Consider the following 19,087-nt stretch of genomic DNA (forward strand, 5'->3'; position numbering starts at 1 on the left):
CCCGCCCTCAATCTTAATCGCAGTATGGGTCCCGGCTCGTCCTTCGCGGCTTGCGCCGCTCCGTTGGCCGGGATGACGGACCTTAGAAGTCCATGCCGCCCATGCCGCCCATGCCGCCACCCATGTCGCCGCCGCCTTGGCCGCCCTTCTTGGGCGCCTCGACGATCGCGGCTTCTGTGGTGATCATCAGGCCGGCGACCGAGGCCGCGTCCTGCAGGGCGGTGCGGACAACCTTGGCCGGGTCGATGACGCCGGCCGTGACCATGTCCACATACTCTTCAGTCTGGGCGTTGAAGCCGAAGGTCGGGGAGGAATTCTCCATGACCTTGCCGACCACGATCGAGCCTTCGACGCCGGCGTTTTCGGCGATCTGACGGATCGGGGCCTGCAGGGCGCGGCGCACGATGGCGACGCCGGCTTCCTGGTCAGCATTGTCACCCTTGAAGCCGTCCAGAGCCTTGGAGGCCTTCAGCAGGGCGACGCCGCCGCCGGGGACGATGCCTTCTTCCACGGCCGCGCGGGTCGCGTTGAGGGCGTCGTCGACGCGGTCCTTCTTTTCCTTAACTTCCACTTCGGTCGAACCACCGACGCGGATCACGGCGACGCCGCCGGCCAGCTTGGCCAGACGTTCCTGCAGCTTTTCCTTGTCGTAGTCGCTGGTGGTGTCTTCGATCTGGCGCTTGATCTGGCTGATGCGGCCTTCGATCGCGTCCTTGGCGCCGATGCCGTCGACGATGGTGGTGTCGTCCTTGGTGATCGTGACCTTCTTGGCCTTGCCCAGCATTTCCAGGCCGACGTTTTCGAGCTTGATGCCCAGGTCTTCGCTGATCAGCTCACCGCCGGTCAGGATGGCGATGTCTTCCAGCATGGCCTTGCGGCGATCGCCGAAGCCCGGCGCCTTGACGGCGGCGACGCGAAGACCGCCGCGCAGCTTGTTCACCACCAGGGTGGCCAGGGCTTCGCCCTCGACGTCCTCGGCGATGATCAGCAGGGGGCGGCCCGACTGGACCACGGCTTCCAGGACCGGAAGCAGGGGCTGCAGCGAGGTCAGCTTCTTTTCGTAGAGCAGGATCAGAGGCTCTTCGAGTTCGACCTCCATCTTGTCGGCGTTGGTGATGAAGTAGGGCGACAGGTAGCCGCGGTCGAACTGCATGCCTTCGACGACGTCGAGTTCGGTCTCGGCGGTCTTGGCTTCTTCAACCGTGATGACGCCTTCGTTGCCGACCTTGGCCATCGCCTTGGCGATCATCTCACCGACTTCGGTGTCGCCGTTGGCGGAGATGGTGCCGACCTGGGCGATCTCGGCGTTGGTGGTGACCTTCTTGGCCGAAGCCTTGATCTCGGCCAGCACCTTGGTGACGGCCTTGTCGACGCCGCGCTTCAGGTCCATCGGGTTCATGCCGGCGGCGACCGACTTCAGGCCCTCGACGACGATGGCCTGGGCCAGGACGGTGGCGGTGGTGGTGCCGTCGCCGGCCTTGTCGTTGGTCTTGGAGGCGACTTCACGGATCATCTGCGCGCCGAGGTTCTCGAAGCGATCCGACAGTTCGATTTCCTTGGCGACCGACACGCCGTCCTTGGTGGAGCGCGGGGCGCCGAAGGACTTTTCGATGACCACGTTGCGGCCCTTGGGACCCAGGGTCACCTTCACGGCGTTGGCGAGGACATTGACGCCGCGCAGCATGCGGTCACGCGCGTCGGAGGAGAAATAGACGTCTTTAGCGGCCATTTTTGTTCAGCTCTTTCAGAATGTTGTGGGAAGGGAGGAAGCGGAGGAGGTGGTTATTCGACCACGCCCAGGACGTCGCTTTCCTTCATGATCAGGAGGTCCTGATCGTCGATCTTCACTTCGGTGCCGGACCACTTGCCGAACAGGATCTTGTCGCCCGGCTTCACGTCCAGGGGTTGGATCTTGCCGCTGTCATCGCGGGCGCCGGGGCCGACGGCGACGACTTCGCCTTCCTGCGGCTTTTCCTTGGCGGTGTCGGGAATGATGATCCCGCCCTTGGTCTTCTCAACTTCTTCGACGCGCTTCACGAGCACGCGGTCTCCCAGGGGACGAAACGCCATGTTTTTTTCTCTCCGTTCGAAACGGTTGAATGGATTGCGTGAGCGTCAGGGGCCGACCGTTAGCAGCCGTGGCCCCTGAGTGCTAACGACGGCCGGGAGGTAGGGTCGCGAGGGGCTGGAGTCAAGCTTGGCAGGCGCCGAGGCGGTGAATCCGCTTGGTGTGGAAGGCGCCGCGCCGCTAAGGGTTTGGGCGAGGGAAGAAACTTTTAAAGTCCCAGGAGATTGTCCATGCGCCGCCTTATCGCGCTCGCCGTCCTGTCCGCCACGGCCGCGGCGTCCGCCGCCTGCGCCGAGACGTGGAAGCCCTACAGCGCCGTCAGCGACAAGGGCCTGCAGTGGTCCTACGACACCGACTATTCCTATCGTGACGCCGCCAGCGGCAAGGTCGTCGTGCTCCAGGCCATCGGCAAGCCGGCCGCCGCCACCCGCCTTGGCCCCTCGGCCCCCGGCGCCGCGGACGGCGTCGGCAACGTCATGGGCCTCGACTGCAAGGCCAGGACGGTCGTGATCATCGGGTCCTACACCCCCTCCAAGCCCCTGGTGCTCTCCGACACCTGGCGCAGCGCCACCGCCGCCAAGGCCGCCAGCGCCGAGGACAAGGCCCTGGTGTCGTCGGCCTGCGAAGGCGCCGACAAGCTGCCCACCAAGTAGCGATTGCCAATCCGGCAGGGCGTCCTAGAGCGCGTCAGGGTTAAGTGGAAGCCGGTTAACCCGCCCGACGCGCTCTATCTCTTTGAATTAGAGCCTTTTTGAACGGGTCAGATGATTCCATCTGACCCTGAAAGGCTCTAGCCTCAGGCGACTGAGGAGGGACGCTGATGCTGGACCATGTGAGCCTGAGGGTGGCCGACCACGCCGCCGCCCAACGCTTCTACGACCAGGCCCTCGCGCCGCTGGGCCTGACCCGGCTGTTCGGCATGGATGACTCCTCCGGCTACGGTTCGGGGCGTCCCTTCTTCTGGATCGGCCAGGGCGAGACGGCCGGCTACTGCCACGTCGCCTTCACGGCGCCCGACCGCGCGACGGTAGACGCCTTTTACGCCGCAGCCATCGCCGCCGGCGGCCGCGACAATGGCCCGCCCGGCCTGCGCGAGCACTACCACCCCGCCTATTACGGGGCCTTCGTCCTCGATCCTGAAGGCCACAACATCGAGGCGGTGTGCCACGGGGCGGGTCCGGCGCGGCCGGCGTGACGCTGTAAATTGAAACGCTTGTTTGGATTTTGGCCGAAAGTGCGCCAAAGCTGACGGCAACAACAATTCGCAGGAGAGACCCGATGAGCGAGACCCAGGACAAGGCCCAGTCCAGCTTCAAGCTGAACCCGATGGACGAGCTCAACGACCTGCGTATGTCGGCCAAGGCCCTGCCGCTGCTGGAGCATGTGAAGCGGTTCATCGTCGAGACGGTCAACCCGATGTCGGCGGAATTCCACCGCCTGGGCGAGGGCAAGGCCGACATCTGGTCCTACGCGCCGGGCCAGCTCGAATGCCTGGAAAAGGCCAAGGACAAGGCTAAGGCCGAGGGTCTGTGGAACTTCTTCCTGCCCAACGCCGAGACCGGCGAGGGCCTCTCCAACCTCGACTACGCCTATATCGCCGTCGAGCTGGGCAAGAACCCGATGGCCTCGGAGACCATGAACTGCGCGGCGCCGGACACCGGCAACATGGAAGTCCTGGAACGGGTCGGCACCCCTGAGCAGAAGAAGCAGTGGCTGGAGCCCCTGCTGGCCGGCAAGATCCGCTCGGCCTTCGCCATGACCGAGGTCAACGCCGCCTCGTCGGACGCCAAGAACGTCAACACCCGCGCCACCCTGGTGGGCGACGAGTACGTCATCAACGGCGAGAAGCACTACATCTCCGGCGCCGGCGACCCGCGCTGCAAGATCATGATCACCATGGTCCAGACCAGCCCGGACGGCCCGCCGAACCTGCGCCAGTCGCAGATCCTGGTCCCCACCGACGCGCCCGGCGTGAAGATCGTCGGCCCCATGAACGTGTTCGGTGATCCCGACGCGCCCCACGGCCACATGCACATCATCTTCGACAACGTCCGCGTGCCAGCGTCGAACATGCTGCTGGGCGAGGGCCGCGGCTTCGAGATCAGCCAGCTGCGTCTCGGTCCCGGCCGTATTCACCACTGCATGCGCGCCATCGGTCAGGCCGAGAAGGCCCTGGACCTGATGGTCACCCGTGGCCTTTCCCGCGAAGCCTTCGGCAAGCCGCTGGTCCAGCTGGGCGGCAACATCGAGAAGATCAGCCGCGCCCGCATCGACATTGAGGCCATGCGCCTGATGGTGCTCAAGGCCGCCAAGGCCATGGACGTCCTGGGCAATCAGGAAGCCCGCATCTGGATCCACATGGTCAAGGCCATGATCCCCGAGCGGGTCTGCGAGATCATCGACGAGGCCATCCAGATGCACGGCGCGCTCGGCGTGTCGCAGCACACCCCCCTGGCCCGCATGTACACCTCGACCCGCACCCTGCGGATCGCCGACGGTCCCGACGAGGTCCACCACATGGTCGTGGGCCGCAACGAACTGCGCCAGTACCGCGAGATGCCGCACGATCCGTCGAACGCGGCCGTCTTCCGGAACTAGTCGTTCCGCGACATCGAGACGGAAGGAGAGGCGGGGGCCAGGCGGTCCCCGCCTCTTTTCGTTAGTGGCCGGGCGCGGCGGGCGGTGGAGACAGGCGCTTGACGTCCTCGGCGGTCACCGGGTCGGGATAGGCGTTGCCGAAGTTGGTGCGGACATAGGTGATCACCGCCGCGGTCTGTTCGGCGCTCAGCATGTCGCTGAACCAGGGCATGCCGCCCCGGCCCTTGGTGACCATGACGATGGGATAGGCCGCCATCTTCATCTTCGGATTGCTGGCCAGGGACGGGAAGCTTGCCGCCCCCACCGCGCCCTTGCCGTCGGCCATGTGGCAGGTCTGGCAGACCATCTGGTAGACCTCCTGCCCGGTCTTCGGCGTCGGCGGCTTGCTGCCTCCCGGACCCGGCTCGTCGGCCAGGGCCGGCGCGGCCAGGGTGAAGGCCAGCACCAGGGTAAGCTTCGAAATCATCTTCATGCTCAGGCCTCCAGCGCGCGCTTGTGCAGACGGGTGATGGCGTCGATGGAGGAGAGCAGCGAGCCCTCCATCCAGCAGCCGACGTAGGAGGCGTGCTCCCCGGCCAGCACCACCCGGCCGTCCATCGCCACCAGGTCCTGGTAGTGTGCGGCGCGGGTTTCCTCGGTCCAGCGGGCGCAGCAGCCCAGGATCCAGGGGACGCGGTTCCAGGCCACCGAGGCGCCGTTCGAGAACTCCTTGCGATAGCTCTCCGGATGAAACACCGACCCCTGGGCCAGGGCCGCCTCGATCCGTTCGGCTGGCGTCATCCCGGCCAGGTGATAGCCGCTCATCCCGCTGGCGAAGGCGCCCAGCAGCACGGCCGGGCCGTCCTGCAGGAAGTTGTTGTTGGGATAGGAGACCAGGCCGATCTCCTGGTTTGTGAAGGAGTGGCCGCCATAGATGGCGGCATCCTCCTCCCAGAACCGCCGCTTCATCTCCAGGCCGATCTTGACGGAGTTGGAGTAGGGCACGGCGGCGATCGCCGCGTTCATCTTCTCCGACATGTTGTTCTCGATCTGGCTCAGCACCGTCAGCGGGATGGTGCAGACGCACCAGTCGGCCTTGGCCTCCGTCACCACGCCCGTCCCGGTGTCGGAATAGGTGACGGTGACGCCCTTCCTGGCCTGGTCGATCTTGGAGACCTTGGCGTTGTAGGTGATCAGCGGCTGGACCTGCTTGGCGAAGGCCTTGCCGATCATGCCCATGCCCCCCACCGGCTGGAACATGGTGGTCTGGAATTCCTCGTTCATGAAGAACGACATGTTTCGCCAGATCTTGGAATCCAGCACGTCCTTCAGGGCGAAGACATCGGAAGGCGACGGCGCGCCGCCCGCCCCGCCGCCGGGATTGCGGGCGAACCCGCGGTGCTCCGAGGAGCGCAGGTTCTTGGCGTACTTCATGTCGCCGTCCAGCATGCCCCACTCGCGCAGGGCCTCCTTCAGGCGGTCGCGATCCTCCACGGTGACGCTGGCGTCCAGGCCCTTCTGGTCGATGGCCTTGCCCAGCAGTTCGGCGACATTGCCCTCGAAGTCGGCGGCCAGGGATTTGAACCGCTGCGGCTTGCCGCCGAAGGCCTCGGTGTTGTGGACATAGGCGTTGTGGTTGAACTGCACGAAGGGCTGCAGCTCGACATTGAAGGCCTTGCAGTAGTGCAGCAGGGTCCGGTGGTTGTGCGGGATGCGCCAGGGTCCGGGGTTCAGATAGTTGCCGTCGGCGAAGCCCACCTTCTGGGTCGCCCCGCCCATCTCGGTGATGGTGTCGCCGCCATAGAGGGACCAGTTCCGCCCCCCCGCGCGGTTCTGGTACTCCAGCACGGTGACCTTGTAGCCCGCCTTGGTCAGCTCATAGGCCGCCAGCATCCCGGCCAGCCCCGCCCCCAGCACGATCACCGAGGCGCCCTTGCGAGCCCCTGACAGTTTCGGCGGCCCCGTGAACTGACTCTCGGCGGCGTAACCGAGGGTGGTCATCATATTGTACATCAGGGCCGATCCGCCCAGCATCCCGATGGTCGACAGCAGCTGCCGCCGTGTCGTCTTTCCGGTCTCTTCCATAAGCCGCCCCTTGAACTTCAGGCTCCAGGCCTAGGGACGCCGCGGCGCCGGCGCCAACCGCCAGCGTGGGCGCGGGGGCCTTTTCGACCACCTGCCTGCGCTTTGACGGATGGGGCTAAAAACTGGCCATGGATCGGGCAGGGGCTATGCTCGGCCCATGACCCAGCAGGCTTTCCTCGACGGCTACCGCGCGCCCGGCGTGTTCACCGGCCTCGACGGGTTCGAAGCGCTGATCGACGCCCTGCCCGCCGAGGTTGGCGCGGTCGCCGCCTTCGTGCACGGCCTGCTGATCCATGAGGGCCTGACCGCCGCCTATGGCGTCACCCTGGCGCCCGGACGCGCCGACGAGAAGCAGCTGCACGGGACCGCCGCCATCCTGCGCCAGGCGATGCGGCTGCACGACAAGCCCATCACCGAGCCCCGCGCGCCGGAGCATCGCGTCGTCGGCGTCTGCCGCCACTTCGCCACCCTTTTCGCCGCCGTCATGCGCCGGAAGGGATTCCCCGCCCGCGTCCGCTGCGGCTTCGCCAACTACTTCGAGCCCGGCAAGCACTTCGACCACTGGGTCGGCGAGTACTGGAACGGTGACCGCTGGGTCCTGGTGGACTCCCAGGTCGACGACCTGCAGCGCAAGCTCTTCAACCTCACCCTCGATCCCCTCGACGTGCCGCGCGACCGCTTTCTGGTGGGCGGCGACGCCTGGCGCGCCTGCCGCCAGGGCGCCGACCCCATGGGCTTCGGCGTTTCGGGCACGGAGATGTGGGGCCTGGTGGAGGTCTATGGCGACATCTTCCAGGACCTCGCCGCCCTCCAGAATATCGAACTCCTCCCCTGGGGCTGGTACGGCCTGGCCGCCGACGAAGCGGGGATGGAAGAGACGGCGCTCATCGACAGGCTGGCGGACATCTCCAGCCGGGCGGACGAAGCGGCGATGGGGGAACTGGCCGAGTTGCTGGCAGCGGACGAGCGCCTACGGCCTCCGATCGAGCGGGTGGCGGAAACCGCCAGGGCCGAGGCCTCGACGCACTAATTCCTCCCCCACCGGGGGAGGGGGACCGCGAAGCGGTGGAGGGGGTTAGGCCCTCGCCGCCTCCGCGGCCCAAACCCCCTCCGTCTCGCAGGCTTCGCCAGCGATCCACCTCCCCCGAAACGGCCTGCGGCCTGGGGGAGGAATTGGCCCCCCCTCGACGGCTGCGCTTGTTCGGGTGTAGAGCCAACTTGCTCCCCACGAGCCAGGGTCGATCCGCCGTCGCGTGATCCCCAGGCTCCGTCCTCGCCGCGACCGGCGGACGTCAGCGAGCACAGCGCCTTCCTCCGGAGGGTGAGCGGGCGGACCCGCACATTCCGCGCACGATGCGCAGCTGTCCGGCGATCGGAGGGGGCCTGTGTCCCTCTCGACGAAGCCGGCGCAACCGGAGGACGACCCGATGAGCGCTTTCGCAGCCCTCTTCATCACTGTTCTGGCGTTCGTGACGGCCACCCTGTCGGGGGTGTTCGGCATGGCCGGCGGCCTTGTCCTGATGGGAGGGCTGGCCCTGGTCCTCCCCGTTTCGGCGGCCTTCGTCACCCACGGCCTGCTGCAGTTGGTCGCCAACGGCTGGCGGGCGATCCTGCACCGGCAGCACGTCAACTGGCCGATCGTGGCCCTCTACGCGGTGGGCTCGCTGATCGCCGGGACCGCGATCTCGCTGATTGCGCTGACGCCATCGAAGCCCGGCCTCTTCCTGTTCATGGGCCTGCTGCCGGCCCTGCTGTGGCTCCCCCAGGACTGGATCAAGCTGGACGCCGCCAAGCCGCCCCAGGCCCTGCTCTCGGGCATCATGGTCACCGGCGTGAACCTGACGGCCGGGGTGGCCGGGCCCCTGCTGGACATCTTCTTCGTCCGCACCGCGCTGACCCGCCACGTCATCGTCGCCACCAAGGCCGCCACCCAGGTCTTCGCCCACCTGGCCAAGGTGGTGGTCTATGGCGGACTGATGCTGCGCACCCACGACGGCGCCGCCATGCCGCCGCTGTGGCTGTTCGCGGCGGCCATTCCGCTCTCCATGCTGGGCACGGTGGTGGGGGGCCGCATCCTCGACCGGATGACCGACATCAACTTCAAGCGCTACACCCGGCTGATCGTCACGGCGGTGGGGATCCTCTACCTGATCCAGGCCGGCCAGCTCTTCCTGACCGCCCCATGAGCGGCGGCCTCGCGGCCCTGATCCTGTCGGCGGTGCTGGCGACGGCCACGCTTTCGGGCGTCTTCGGCATGGCCGGCGGCCTGATCCTGATGGGGGTGCTGACGGCCCTGCTGCCGGTCCCCGCCGCCCTGGCCATCCACGGCCTGGTGCAGATGGCCTCCAACGCCTCGCGCATCGTCCTGCATCTGAAGCACATCGTCTGGAAGGTGGTGGGGTTCTACGCCATCGGCGCCGTAGCCACGATGGCCGCCTTCACGGTGGTTTCGTACGTCCCCAGCAAGGCGGTGGTCTATCTGGCGCTCGGCCTGCTGCCGATCCTGATCTGGGTGCCCGAGCGCTACAGCCCGCTGGACGCCGCCCGGCCCAGCCACGCGGTGCTGGCTGGCGTGCTCTCCACCGCCATGGCGCTGACCTCCGGCATCTCCGGTCCCCTGGCCGACCTGTTCCTGGTGCGCAGCGCGCTGACCCGCCACCAGGTGCTCTCCACCAAGGCCGCCCTGCAGATGTTCAGCCACCTGTCCAAGGTGCTGTTCTATGGCGGGGCGATCCTGCTGGCCGGCGGCGGCGGTTTCGCTCCGCCCTGGCTGCTCGTCGCGGCTTGCGCCCTGACCGTCCTGGGCGTCACCCTCGGCGCCAGGGTGCTGGACAGGCTCACCGACCAGGGCTTCCGCGCCTGGCGTCGGTGGATTTTCACCGGCGTCGCCGCGGTGTACCTCGTCCAGGCCGCGATCCTGTTTGCGAGGGGCTCATGAAAGTCGATCCGACCCGGGTGATGGAGAACCGCTTCGTGCGGCTGGAGCCCTTCACCGAGGCCCACAAGGAAGGCCTGCGCGAGGCCTGCAATGCGGATCCAGCGGTCTGGACCGACCTCTATCCCTATTCCATGGCCGGCGAGCACTTTGACCCCCAATGGGCCCGCATGAACGCCAACCAGGCCAAGGGCGTCTCGATCCACTGGGCGGTGGTGGCCGATGGCCGCTGCGTCGGCATTACCTGCTACTCGTCCTATGACCTGCCCAACGCCAGCCTGGAAATCGGCGGCACCTACTACCATCCCGACTATCGCGGCGGGCCGGTGAACCCGGCGGCCAAGCGGCTGATGATGGGCCAGGCCTTCGGCGACGGCGCGCGCCGCGTGGTGTTCCGCGTCGACGCCATCAACGCCCGCAGCCGCGCCGCCGTCACCAAGCTGGGCGGCCAACTGGAAGGCATCCTGCGCCAGGACCGCGTCACCTGGACCGGCCGCATCCGCGACACCTGCATCTTCTCGGTGCTGAAGGACGAATGGCCGGCGGTGCGCGACGGCCTGGACGCGAGGCTCAAGGGGTTTGAGGCCTAGAGATGTTCGACGCCCTGATTGCCGGCCGCCCGCCCAACTATGAGGGCGAGGCCCGCTGGGGACCGCAGATCCACCTGTCGGTGCGGGTCTTCACCTGCGCCGAGCTCCCCCCCGCCGACCTCGTCACCTCTGTGCGCGGCGTGGTGTTCAAGGGTTCGAAGGTCGTGGTGGTGGACGACGGTATCGACAGCCACGTCATGCCCGGCGGCCGCATGGAGCCTGGCGAGACCATCGGGGACACCTTGGCCCGGGAACTGATGGAGGAGTGCGGCTGGTCGATGCCCGCGCCCGGCCTATTCGCCATGATCTGCTTCCGGCACCTGTCAGCGCGGCCGGAAAACTACCGTTATCCCTATCCTGACTTCCTGCATCTGCTGTTCGTAGGCGAGGCTGGCGACTATCGGCGCAGCGGCCTGAAACGCGCGGGCGAGATCGAGACCGGCTCGCGTCTAGTCCCGATCTCCCGGGCGCTCGCCACCCTGTCGCGGGAGCAGCGGACGATCCTGCGACTAGCGATGGACGCGCGGATGGCGGCTTTTCCTCCCCCGTGAACGGGGGAGGAAAACTCACACCTCTTAAGCGCTGGCCGCGGTCTTCTCTTCGGCCGCCGGGAAGAACACTTCCTTGGCGTGGTCGGCCACGTCCTGGGCGGTATAGGGCTTGCCCGGGTTGAAGCCGTCGGTCTGCAGCATCTTGATCTCGCGCACCCCGCGCGAGGAGACGCCGAGCACCTTGCCGGTGTGATCGGCGGCGAGATCCGACACCATGTAGAGCACGCCCGGCGCGATGTTCTCCGGCAGGCTCATGGCGTCCGGCTCCTTGCCCTGGCGGCCCGGCAGGTCCGACGTCATGCGGGTGAAGGCGCCCGGCGCCAGGCCCATGACTCGGATGCCGTACTTGCGGCCCTCGATGGAGAGCACGCGCATGAAGCCGTAGATGCCGGCCTTGGCCGCCCCGTAGTTGGACTGGCCGAAATTGCCGTAGAGGCCCGAGGTGGAGCTGGTCATTACGATGGCGCCGGGCTTGCCGTTGTCCTTCATCCACTTCCAGACCGGCATGGTGCAGCAATAGGTGCCCTTCAGGTGGACCTTCACCACCAGGTCCCAATCGGCCTCGGTGGTGTTGGCGAAGGTCTTGTCGCGCAGGATGCCGGCGTTGCAGACCAGGATGTCGATCTGGCCGTAGTTATCCAGCGCGGTCTTGGCGATGTTCTCGCCGCCTTCCATGGTCGAGACGTCGTCGCCGTTGGCCACGGCCTTGCCGCCCGCCGCGATGATCTCGTCCACCACCTTCTGAGCCGCCGCGCTCGTGCCGTTGCCGGAACCGTCGCGGCTGCCGCCCAGGTCGTTCACGACGACGCTGGCGCCTTCCTTGGCGAACAGCTTGGCATAGGCCTCGCCCAGACCGCCGCCGGCGCCCGTGACAATCGCCACCTTCCCATCAAGAAGTCCCATGGTCGTTCTCCCTATGATTTAATTATTCCGCATCATCGAACCGCGCTCGCCACCTGACAAGTATTGACCGCCGCCAGGGCAGGGGCGTTCTTGGCGGAAAGAGCCGCCAGGTTGGGGAAACACATGATCCGCGCACTCGCCGCCGCCGCGTTCGGCCTGATGGCCACGGCCGCCCTGGCCGACGAACCGGCCGCCCGCATCGCGCCCTCGCTCGCCGCCCACACCGCCGAGTTTGCGCCGGCCAAGGTCTATGAGCCGGCCCCCGGGGTCTTCTCCGCCGTCGGCTACGGCATCGCCAATTCGATCATGGTGGTGGGCAAGACAGGCGTGGTGATCATCGACACCACCGACAGCCTGGAGGAGGCCAGGAAGGTCTGGGCGGAGTTCGCGCCGCGGGCGGGCGGCAAGCCGGTCGTGGCCATCATCTATACCCACAACCACAACGACCACATCAACGGCGCCTCGGCCTTCCCGCTGGTCAAGGGCGGCAAGGTGATCGCCCAGGCGACCCTGCTGCGGGAGGCGGCCAAGTGGAACGGCGTCGCTGCCCCCTCCATCGCGGCCCGGGCGGCGCGCATGTACGGGGTCTTCCTGCCCAAGGGGACGCCGGACGGCTTCGTCAGCGTCGGGATCGGACCCTTCCTGTCGGCCTTCGGCGGGGGCGGGGCCGGCGGGTTCGTGGCCCCCAACCTGACCTTCGACCAGACGCTCACCCTCAAGCTCGGCGGTGAGCAGTTCGTCCTTGAGCATGCGCCGGGCGAGACCGAGGACCAGCTGTTCGTCTGGATGCCGGAGCGCCGGGTGCTGTTCCCCGGCGACAACATCTACAAGGCCTTCCCCAACCTCTACACGATCCGCGGCACCAGCTACCGCGACCCCGTCCAATGGGCGGCCTCCCTGGACCGTATGCGGGCGCTGCGCGCCGAGGTGCTGGTCCCCTCCCACACCCGGCCTATCGTCGGCGCCCCGGCGATCGCCGCGACCCTGACCGACTACCGCGACGCGATTTCCTTCACCCACGACCAGACCGTCCGCTGGATGAACCAGGGCCTTACGCCGGACGAGATCGTCGAGAAGGTGAAACTTCCGGCCCACCTGGCCGCCAATCCCTTCCTCCTCGAGCATTACGGCACGGTGGAATGGTCGGTTCGCTCGATCTTCGCCGGCTATATGGGCTGGTTCAGCGGCGACGCCGCCGAGCTGTCCAGGGACGCGCCCGACGCCCGCGCCAAGGAGATCACCGACCTGGCCGGCGGCCCCGCCGCCGCCCTGGCCAAGGCGCAGGCCGCCTATGCCGAAGGCCGCTGGAAGTGGGCCGCCGAACTGGCGACCTATGTCCGCCGCGCCGACCCGTCGCTGAAGGGGGAGGCCGACGCGCTGGAGGTCAAGGCCCTGCGCCAGCTCGGCTTCGACAGCGTCTCCCCGAACGGCCGTAACTACTATCTCGAACAGGCGGCCGAACTGGCAGGCAAGGCCCCAGGCTGGAAGCAGATCATCGGCGCCCGCCAGGGCGGGGCCCAGGCCGCGGGCCTGCCGGCCAGCGCCATCGTCGCCACCTTCCCGGTGCGTCTCAACGCGGAGAAGGCCGCCAAGGCCGAGACCGCGCTCGTCCTGCGGCTGGCCGGTGACGGCGACTGGACCATCCGCGTCCGCTGCGGCGTCGCCGAGACCTCTAAGGGCGCGGCGCCGGATGCCGGTGTGGTGCTGGCCGGGTCCAAGGCCGACCTCGTCGCCGCCATCGCCTCGCCCGCCGCGATGCAGGGCGCGCTGACCTCGGGCAAGCTGAAGCTGGAAAAGGGCGCCCCCAGCGACCTGGCGGCTGTCCTCGATCTATTCCGGGACTGAGATCCGGCTGTAGGTCCAGTGTTCGGCGCGCAGCTTGCCTGCGACCACGCCCTCGATCCCGGCGCAGAGGTTGGCGCCGCAGCGGCGGTACATGATCCGCTGCGGGAAATCGTGGGCCTTGTTCTCGAACACCGCGCTGCCCGGATCGCTGGCGATCGCCACGAAGGGCGTCGGCGGCTGGCCGTCGACATAGGCGGTGAAGGTCGTCCCTGCCGGCTCCGCGGTAATGGTCATGAACTCCGACCGCCCCGGCTTGCCTGGCCGATTGGTCTGGCCGGCCCCGGACATAGTTCCTCCCAGGGGCGCGAGCCAGGTTTCCCGCGTGATGGTCCCGTCCTGCTCGTGGGTCCAGGATCCGGCCATCCAGGCCAGGTCGGCGGGCGCGGCGATCACGGCGGCGGCCAGCATGGCCAGGATCATGTCGTCTCTCCTTTTTTACGCCGCGCCTTGAAGAACCCCTTCAGCATCGCCGAGCTCTCGTCGGCCAGCACGCCGCCCACCACTTCCGGCCGCCAGTGGCAGGTGGGCTGTTCGAAAAAGCGCGGGCCATGGACCACCGCCCCGCCCTTGGCGTCCTCGGCCCCGAACACCACCCGGCCGATCCGCGCGTGGCTGATGGCCCCGGCGCACATGGCGCAGGGCTCCAGCGTCACCACCAGGGTCAGGCCGGTCAGCCGGTAGTTGCCGAGCTTTTGCGCCGCCGCCCGCAGCGCCACGATCTCGGCGTGGGCGGTGGGATCGTGGCTGCCGATGGGCTGGTTGGCGCCCGTCGCGATCACCTCGCCGGTGGCCGGATCGACCACGACGGCGCCCACCGGGGTTTCGCCCCGGTCGGCTGCGGCTTGCGCCGCTTCGAGCGCGATGCGCATGGTGCGAAGATCATGGTCCACGATCCCCAAGACACCCAGGACGACCCCGCAGGTCAAGGCGGCGAACGCATCGCCAAGGCGATGGCGAGGGCCGGCGTGGCCTCGCGACGCGAGGTCGAGCGGCTGATCGAGGCCGGCCGCGTCTTCGTCAACGGCGAGCGCGTGACGACGCCGGCCACCAAGGTCGAGGCCGACGACGTGCTCACCGTCGACGGCGCGCTCGTTCAGGCCGCCGAGCCCGCCCGCCTGTTCCGCTATCACAAGCCTGTCGGCCTGGTGACCACCCACAAGGACACCCAGGAACGCCCCACGGTGTTTGACGCCCTGCCCAAGGCCCTGCCGCGGCTGATCTCGGTGGGCCGCCTCGACCTCAATTCCGAGGGCCTGCTGCTGCTGACCAATGACGGCGGCCTGGCCCGGGCGCTTGAGCTGCCCTCCAGCGCCATCGTGCGCCGCTACCGGGCCCGCGCCCGGGGCCGCGTCACCCAGGAAAAGCTCGACAGCCTGAAGGACGGCATCACCGTCGAGGGCGTCAGCTACGGCGCCATCGAGGCCCATCTCGACAAGGCCAAGGAAGGCGCCCAGGGCGCCAACGTCTGGATCACCGTCACCCTGGCCGAGGGCAAGAACCGCGAAGTCCGCCGCGTGCTGGAGGCCCTGGGCCTCACCGTCAACCGCCTGATCCGCATGTCCTATGGGCCGCTGGCCCTGGGAACCCTGGCCGTCGGCGAGATCGAGGAGGTGGGGCCGCGCGTCGTCCGCGAGCAATTCGCCGACCATATCGCGCCGGGAAACCTGCCCACCGGCGATCGCGCCCAGTTCTCCAAGCCCATCGCCACCCACGCCGGCGGCGACGTTCAGCGCCGGGGCCGCACCGCGCCGGGCGCAGGCCACCACACCGGGCCTGACGACGGCATGCCCGCCAAGCCGAAGACGGTCTACAAGGCCGGCTGGGCCAAGCCCACGATCACCCCCAGCCCGCACCCCAAGCGAAAGGCCAAGCCGAAGCCGGCCGGTCCCGTCGCCCAGGTCCGGCCCACCGCGATCCCCGCCCGGGCCCCCCGGTCCGACGCGCGCCTGGCCGCCCAGCGCGCGCCGGCCGAGCCCCGCGCGCCGAGTCCGGACGCCCCTCGGTCGGCGGCTCCGCGTGCGGAACGTTCCAGTAGCCCCCGACCGGACGCCCCGCGTCCGCAAGGCGCGCGCCCCGCCCAGGCCGAGGCCCGCCCTCCGCGACGCGACGCCCCGTCGCCCACGACGCCGCGTACGGATCGCGGGCCGCGCGCCGATGCGCCGCGATCGGGCCCACGCCCCAATGGCGCGAAGCGGGATGCTGTTCCCAAGCGCAAGGAAGGCCCCAAGGCCGACTCGCGCCGTCCCGACCGCTTCAAGGGTCCGCGGCCGGACGGCGGCAAGACGCACGACGCCCGGCCCGCCGCCCAGGACGCGCCGCGCGACGTCAAGCCCAAGCGTTCCGGATCTCCGCCGGCGGACGGGCGGCCTTCAGGCCCGCGCGCGCCCAGTCGATCGGGATCACGGCCGCCAAGCTCGCTCGCGCGTCCGCCAGGCCCTGCGCCAAAGGGCGGTCCCAAGCGGCGCGGATAGGCCGCTCGGCGCCCCCATCGCGCCCCGGCGTTCCGCCCCCGCTTCGCCAACGCTCTAGTTCCACCTGAGACACTGGTATCCCCATGCGCATCGTTTCCGGCGACTTCCGCGGCAAGGCGATCGTCACCCCGGCCGGCGAGGCCACCCGCCCCACCAGCGACCGCGCCCGTCAGGCGGTGTTCAACATCCTGGAGCATGCCGCCTGGTCCAAGGGTCTGCGGGAGCTGCGCGTCATCGACCTGTTCGCGGGCTCCGGGGCGCTGGGTTTCGAGGCCCTCTCACGCGGCGCTGCCTTCTGCCTGTTCGTGGAGACCGACGAGGCCGCCCGCGGTGCGATCCGCGAGAACGTCGATGCGATGGGCCTGTTCGGGAAAACCCGCGTCCACCGCCGCTCGGCCACCGACCTTGGCCAACGTCCCGGCGCCGACGGCCCGGCCTTCGACCTCGCCTTCCTCGATCCGCCCTACGCCAAGGGTCTGGGCGAGGTGGCGCTGGCCAAGCTGCGCGACGGCGGCTGGCTGGCGCCCGAGGCCCTGATCGTCTTCGAGCGCGGCTCGGCCGAGCCGGCCTTCAGCGTCGAGGGCTTCGAGGTGCTGGACGCGCGCGACTACGGCGCCGCGCGCGTCCACTTCCTTCGGTTGGTGGGGCTACCAGCCGCGGACTGAGGTCCGGTTGTCGAGCTGGGCCCGCAGGTTCACCAGGCCGTCGCGGGTCACCCGATAGGGCTGGCCGCCCCGGCTGGCGATCAGTCGCTTCTTCTTCAGGCTCTTGAAGACGGCGAGGTCGCAGTCGGCCAGCCGCCAGCCGTCACGGCTGATGCAGGTGGCTTCAACGATGCCGCCTCGGGGATCGCGTTCAAGGATGATCTGGCCGCCTTGGGCCAGGGCGTGCAGCGTGCGTTGCTGCGCTTTGGAAATGTTCAAGGGACTGTCCGGAACTGATCATAACAAGGCGCGCCCGCGCGCTGGCGCGGACGGCGAAGGGCCATGAGCCGATCAGAAGTCTAGGAACCTCGGTCGGCGGTTAGGCCCGGGTCCCGAACACAGTCTCCGACATGATCTCCCCTTGGGTTGAGAGGGCCCATCCTAGACACCGCGCAGCCCGCGGCAACAGCCAAGGCTGTGACCATCCGAAGTCAGTCTATGCCTGAAAATACTCGGGATCGACGCCGCGTGACGGATACATGACAGATATAAGACGATGATATCGAGTTCTGCTAAAGTATAACCACATTCAGATTCACCTCCCGTTAGTTCAGGCGACCTAGGACTTCGCTACCCCCAGTACTGAGGTCTTGCATGTCCGGCGTCCTCCTCGACCTTGCCCAGCGTTCCTTTCCCATCGCCCCGGAAACGCCCGGCGCCCTGATCTACGAGCGGTTCGAGGCCGAGCCCGATACGCTCGCCATCGCGGTGGTAGGCGCCGATGGCGCGCCGGTGGGTCTGGTGGAGCGCACCGCCTTCTTCCTGGCCATGGCCGGCCAGTTCGGCCGCGCCCTCTATGCGGGCCGTCCGATCTCCCTGCTGATGAATCCCGAGCCCCTGGTGGTGGAGGGCGACGTGGACGTGGCGGCCTTCTGCGGCGAGGCCCTGGCCGAGCGAGCCTCGGAACTGCTGCGGGGCTTCATCGTCACCCAGGGGGGACTCTATGCCGGCGTGGGCAGCGCGCTCTCCCTGCTCCAGGCCACCAACGCCGCCAGCCGCGCCCACGCCGACGAGATGACCACCCTGGCCGCCGCCACGGACCGGGCCCGGATCGAGGCCCAGGCGGCGCTGACCGCCAAGTCACAGTTCCTGGCGGTGATGAGCCACGAGATCCGAACGCCCCTGAACGGCGTTCTGGCCATCGCCGACATCCTGGCGCGCAAGCTGGTTCAGCCCGACCTCATCCCCTATGTCCGCGGCATCCAGGACTCCGGCGAGACCCTGCTGCGCCTTCTCACCGACGCGCTGGACCTGTCGCGCGCCGACGCGGGCCGCCTGGAGCTCAACGAGGACAGCTTCGCCCTCGGACGTCTCACCGGCGACCTGGCCACCCTCTGGGGCGCCCGGGCCGAGCTCAAGGGCCTGACCCTCGCCGTGGCCTATGACGGCCCCGCCGACCAATGGGCGCTGGGGGACGAGATCCGCATCAAGCAGGTGTTCAACAACCTGATCGGCAACGCGCTGAAGTTCACGGAGACCGGTGGCGTCGAGGTCGCGCTCCGGGTCCGCCGCGACGGCGTCCACCTGGCGGTGGAGGGCGAGGTCTCCGACACCGGCACGGGCGTGCCAGAGGACCGGCTGGCCAGCATCTTCCAGCCCTTCAGCCAGACCGAGCAGGGCCTGAAACAGGGCGGGGCAGGCCTGGGCCTCTCCATCTGCCGCGAGCTGGTGGCCCAGATGGGCGGGACCCTGGGCGCCGCGCGCAACGCCGCCGGCGGCCTGGACCTCACCTTCGCCATCCCCCTCTTCGCCTTGCCCGCCCCCTGCGAGATCGCCCTGGCGCAGGAGGCCGAGGTGATGGCCGATAGCGGCCTGCATATCCTGATCGCCGACGACAACGCCACCAACCGGCTGGTGGCCGAGACTCTTTGCGACATGTTCGGGGCGACGACCGAAAGCGTCGAGGATGGGCTGCAGGCCGTGGCCGCCGCTGAGGATGGGCGCTTTGACCTGATCCTGATGGACATCCGCATGCCCAACCTTGACGGTGTCGCGGCCACCCGCCGCATCCGCGCCCTTGCCGGCCCGGCGGGCCAGGTTCCGATCCTGGCGCTCACCGCCAACGCCGATCCCTGGGACGCCGCCAGCTACCTCGCCCAGGGCATGAACGGGGTCGTGGAGAAACCCATCAAGCCGGAACGCCTGATGACCGCCATCAACCAGGCCCTGGACACCGATCGACGCGCCGTTGCGGCCTGAGGGCTTGCTGACGTTTGCGGCGCGGGAACTCAGCTAACAAGAACCCTCACCCTACCCTCTCCCGCAAGCAGGAGAGGGGATTCGCCCAAGACCTCTGAGACAATCCCTCCTCGCCCGTCGGCGCAGGGGGAGAGGGCAGGGCGAAGGGGCCCTTCGCGC

Annotated in this window: 20 protein-coding genes; 12 read left to right on the plus strand and 8 right to left on the minus strand. The window is 68.4% G+C overall.

Annotation, left to right across the window (positions count from 1 at the left end; genetic code table 11):
- Positions 1-82 precede the first annotated feature (82 nt).
- Together groL and groES are read right to left on the minus strand one after the other, a co-directional pair.
- On the minus strand, positions 83-1,729 hold the full coding sequence (gene groL / locus Q7J39_RS02635; RefSeq protein WP_304820130.1) for a chaperonin GroEL: 1,647 nt from the start codon (positions 1,727-1,729) through the stop codon (positions 83-85).
- 53 nt (positions 1,730-1,782) lie between these two features.
- On the minus strand, positions 1,783-2,070 hold the full coding sequence (gene groES / locus Q7J39_RS02640) for a co-chaperone GroES (protein WP_304820132.1): 288 nt from the start codon (positions 2,068-2,070) through the stop codon (positions 1,783-1,785).
- A 228-nt stretch (positions 2,071-2,298) separates the two neighbouring features.
- Here groES and Q7J39_RS02645 point away from each other — a divergent pair, with 228 nt between their 5' ends.
- From Q7J39_RS02645 to Q7J39_RS02655, 3 genes are all read left to right on the plus strand, one after another.
- Complete coding sequence (locus Q7J39_RS02645) at positions 2,299-2,721, plus strand: hypothetical protein (protein ID WP_304820134.1); 423 nt, start codon at positions 2,299-2,301, stop codon at positions 2,719-2,721.
- Between the two features lie 167 nt (positions 2,722-2,888).
- Entirely contained in the window at positions 2,889-3,263 is a 375-nt protein-coding gene (locus Q7J39_RS02650) for a VOC family protein (protein ID WP_304820137.1), read from the plus strand.
- Between the two features lie 83 nt (positions 3,264-3,346).
- The gene (locus Q7J39_RS02655) at positions 3,347-4,666 is read left to right on the plus strand and encodes an acyl-CoA dehydrogenase family protein (RefSeq protein WP_304820139.1); all 1,320 of its coding nucleotides are present in this window, start codon (positions 3,347-3,349) and stop codon (positions 4,664-4,666) included.
- 61 nt (positions 4,667-4,727) lie between these two features.
- On the opposite strand, the gene Q7J39_RS02660 is transcribed toward Q7J39_RS02655, so the two are convergent.
- Positions 4,728-5,138 (minus strand): cytochrome c, encoded by a 411-nt coding sequence (locus Q7J39_RS02660; protein WP_304820142.1) that lies wholly within the window; start codon positions 5,136-5,138, stop codon positions 4,728-4,730.
- 2 nt (positions 5,139-5,140) lie between these two features.
- Entirely contained in the window at positions 5,141-6,730 is a 1,590-nt protein-coding gene (locus Q7J39_RS02665) for a flavin monoamine oxidase family protein (RefSeq protein WP_304820144.1), read from the minus strand.
- A gap of 157 nt (positions 6,731-6,887) precedes the next feature.
- Here Q7J39_RS02665 and Q7J39_RS02670 point away from each other — a divergent pair, with 157 nt between their 5' ends.
- From Q7J39_RS02670 to Q7J39_RS02690, 5 genes are all read left to right on the plus strand, one after another.
- Positions 6,888-7,760 (plus strand): transglutaminase-like domain-containing protein, encoded by an 873-nt coding sequence (locus Q7J39_RS02670; protein ID WP_304820146.1) that lies wholly within the window; start codon positions 6,888-6,890, stop codon positions 7,758-7,760.
- 397 nt (positions 7,761-8,157) lie between these two features.
- Positions 8,158-8,916 carry a sulfite exporter TauE/SafE family protein gene (locus Q7J39_RS02675; RefSeq protein WP_304820148.1) on the plus strand — a complete coding sequence of 253 codons (759 nt, stop codon included), beginning with the start codon at positions 8,158-8,160 and terminating at the stop codon, positions 8,914-8,916.
- Positions 8,913-9,668 carry a sulfite exporter TauE/SafE family protein gene (locus Q7J39_RS02680; protein ID WP_304820150.1) on the plus strand — a complete coding sequence of 252 codons (756 nt, stop codon included), beginning with the start codon at positions 8,913-8,915 and terminating at the stop codon, positions 9,666-9,668. The genes Q7J39_RS02675 and Q7J39_RS02680 overlap by 4 nt, the downstream gene beginning before the upstream one ends.
- Positions 9,665-10,255 carry a GNAT family N-acetyltransferase gene (locus Q7J39_RS02685; RefSeq protein WP_304820152.1) on the plus strand — a complete coding sequence of 197 codons (591 nt, stop codon included), beginning with the start codon at positions 9,665-9,667 and terminating at the stop codon, positions 10,253-10,255. Before Q7J39_RS02680 ends, Q7J39_RS02685 begins: the two co-directional genes overlap by 4 nt.
- 2 nt (positions 10,256-10,257) lie before the next feature.
- On the plus strand, positions 10,258-10,806 hold the full coding sequence (locus tag Q7J39_RS02690; protein WP_304820154.1) for an NUDIX domain-containing protein: 549 nt from the start codon (positions 10,258-10,260) through the stop codon (positions 10,804-10,806).
- Positions 10,807-10,830: 24 nt separating this feature from the next.
- Here Q7J39_RS02690 and Q7J39_RS02695 read toward each other — a convergent pair whose 3' ends face one another.
- Positions 10,831-11,709 (minus strand): SDR family NAD(P)-dependent oxidoreductase, encoded by an 879-nt coding sequence (locus tag Q7J39_RS02695; protein WP_304820157.1) that lies wholly within the window; start codon positions 11,707-11,709, stop codon positions 10,831-10,833.
- A gap of 123 nt (positions 11,710-11,832) precedes the next feature.
- Between Q7J39_RS02695 and Q7J39_RS02700 the strand changes: the two genes are divergently transcribed.
- Positions 11,833-13,554, plus strand: coding sequence for an alkyl sulfatase dimerization domain-containing protein (locus Q7J39_RS02700; RefSeq protein ID WP_304820159.1), 1,722 nt, complete (start codon positions 11,833-11,835; stop codon positions 13,552-13,554).
- Here Q7J39_RS02700 and Q7J39_RS02705 read toward each other — a convergent pair.
- Both Q7J39_RS02705 and tadA read right to left on the minus strand, forming a co-directional pair.
- The gene (locus Q7J39_RS02705) at positions 13,540-13,974 is read right to left on the minus strand and encodes a DUF6265 family protein (RefSeq protein WP_304820161.1); all 435 of its coding nucleotides are present in this window, start codon (positions 13,972-13,974) and stop codon (positions 13,540-13,542) included. The two genes, Q7J39_RS02700 and Q7J39_RS02705, sit on opposite strands and share 15 nt — an antisense overlap.
- On the minus strand, positions 13,971-14,423 hold the full coding sequence (tadA, locus tag Q7J39_RS02710) for a tRNA adenosine(34) deaminase TadA (protein ID WP_304820225.1): 453 nt from the start codon (positions 14,421-14,423) through the stop codon (positions 13,971-13,973). Before tadA ends, Q7J39_RS02705 begins: the two co-directional genes overlap by 4 nt.
- Positions 14,424-14,435: 12 nt before the next feature.
- On the opposite strand from tadA, the gene Q7J39_RS20850 reads away from it, so the two are divergent.
- Both Q7J39_RS20850 and rsmD read left to right on the plus strand, forming a co-directional pair.
- Positions 14,436-16,025, plus strand: coding sequence for a pseudouridine synthase (locus Q7J39_RS20850; protein ID WP_370689980.1), 1,590 nt, complete (start codon positions 14,436-14,438; stop codon positions 16,023-16,025).
- Positions 16,026-16,108: 83 nt separating this feature from the next.
- Positions 16,109-16,690 (plus strand): 16S rRNA (guanine(966)-N(2))-methyltransferase RsmD, encoded by a 582-nt coding sequence (gene rsmD, locus Q7J39_RS02720; protein WP_304820162.1) that lies wholly within the window; start codon positions 16,109-16,111, stop codon positions 16,688-16,690.
- Here rsmD and Q7J39_RS02725 read toward each other — a convergent pair.
- Positions 16,673-16,948 carry a YjhX family toxin gene (locus Q7J39_RS02725; protein ID WP_304820164.1) on the minus strand — a complete coding sequence of 92 codons (276 nt, stop codon included), beginning with the start codon at positions 16,946-16,948 and terminating at the stop codon, positions 16,673-16,675. The genes rsmD and Q7J39_RS02725 overlap by 18 nt on opposite strands.
- A gap of 375 nt (positions 16,949-17,323) precedes the next feature.
- On the opposite strand from Q7J39_RS02725, the gene Q7J39_RS02730 reads away from it, so the two are divergent.
- A complete protein-coding gene (locus tag Q7J39_RS02730; protein WP_304820166.1) occupies positions 17,324-18,928 on the plus strand; it encodes an ATP-binding protein in 1,605 nt (534 codons plus the stop codon).
- Positions 18,929-19,087 lie beyond the last annotated feature (159 nt).

The organism is Phenylobacterium sp., from assembly GCF_030651185.1.
GTDB lineage: Bacteria > Pseudomonadota > Alphaproteobacteria > Caulobacterales > Caulobacteraceae > Phenylobacterium.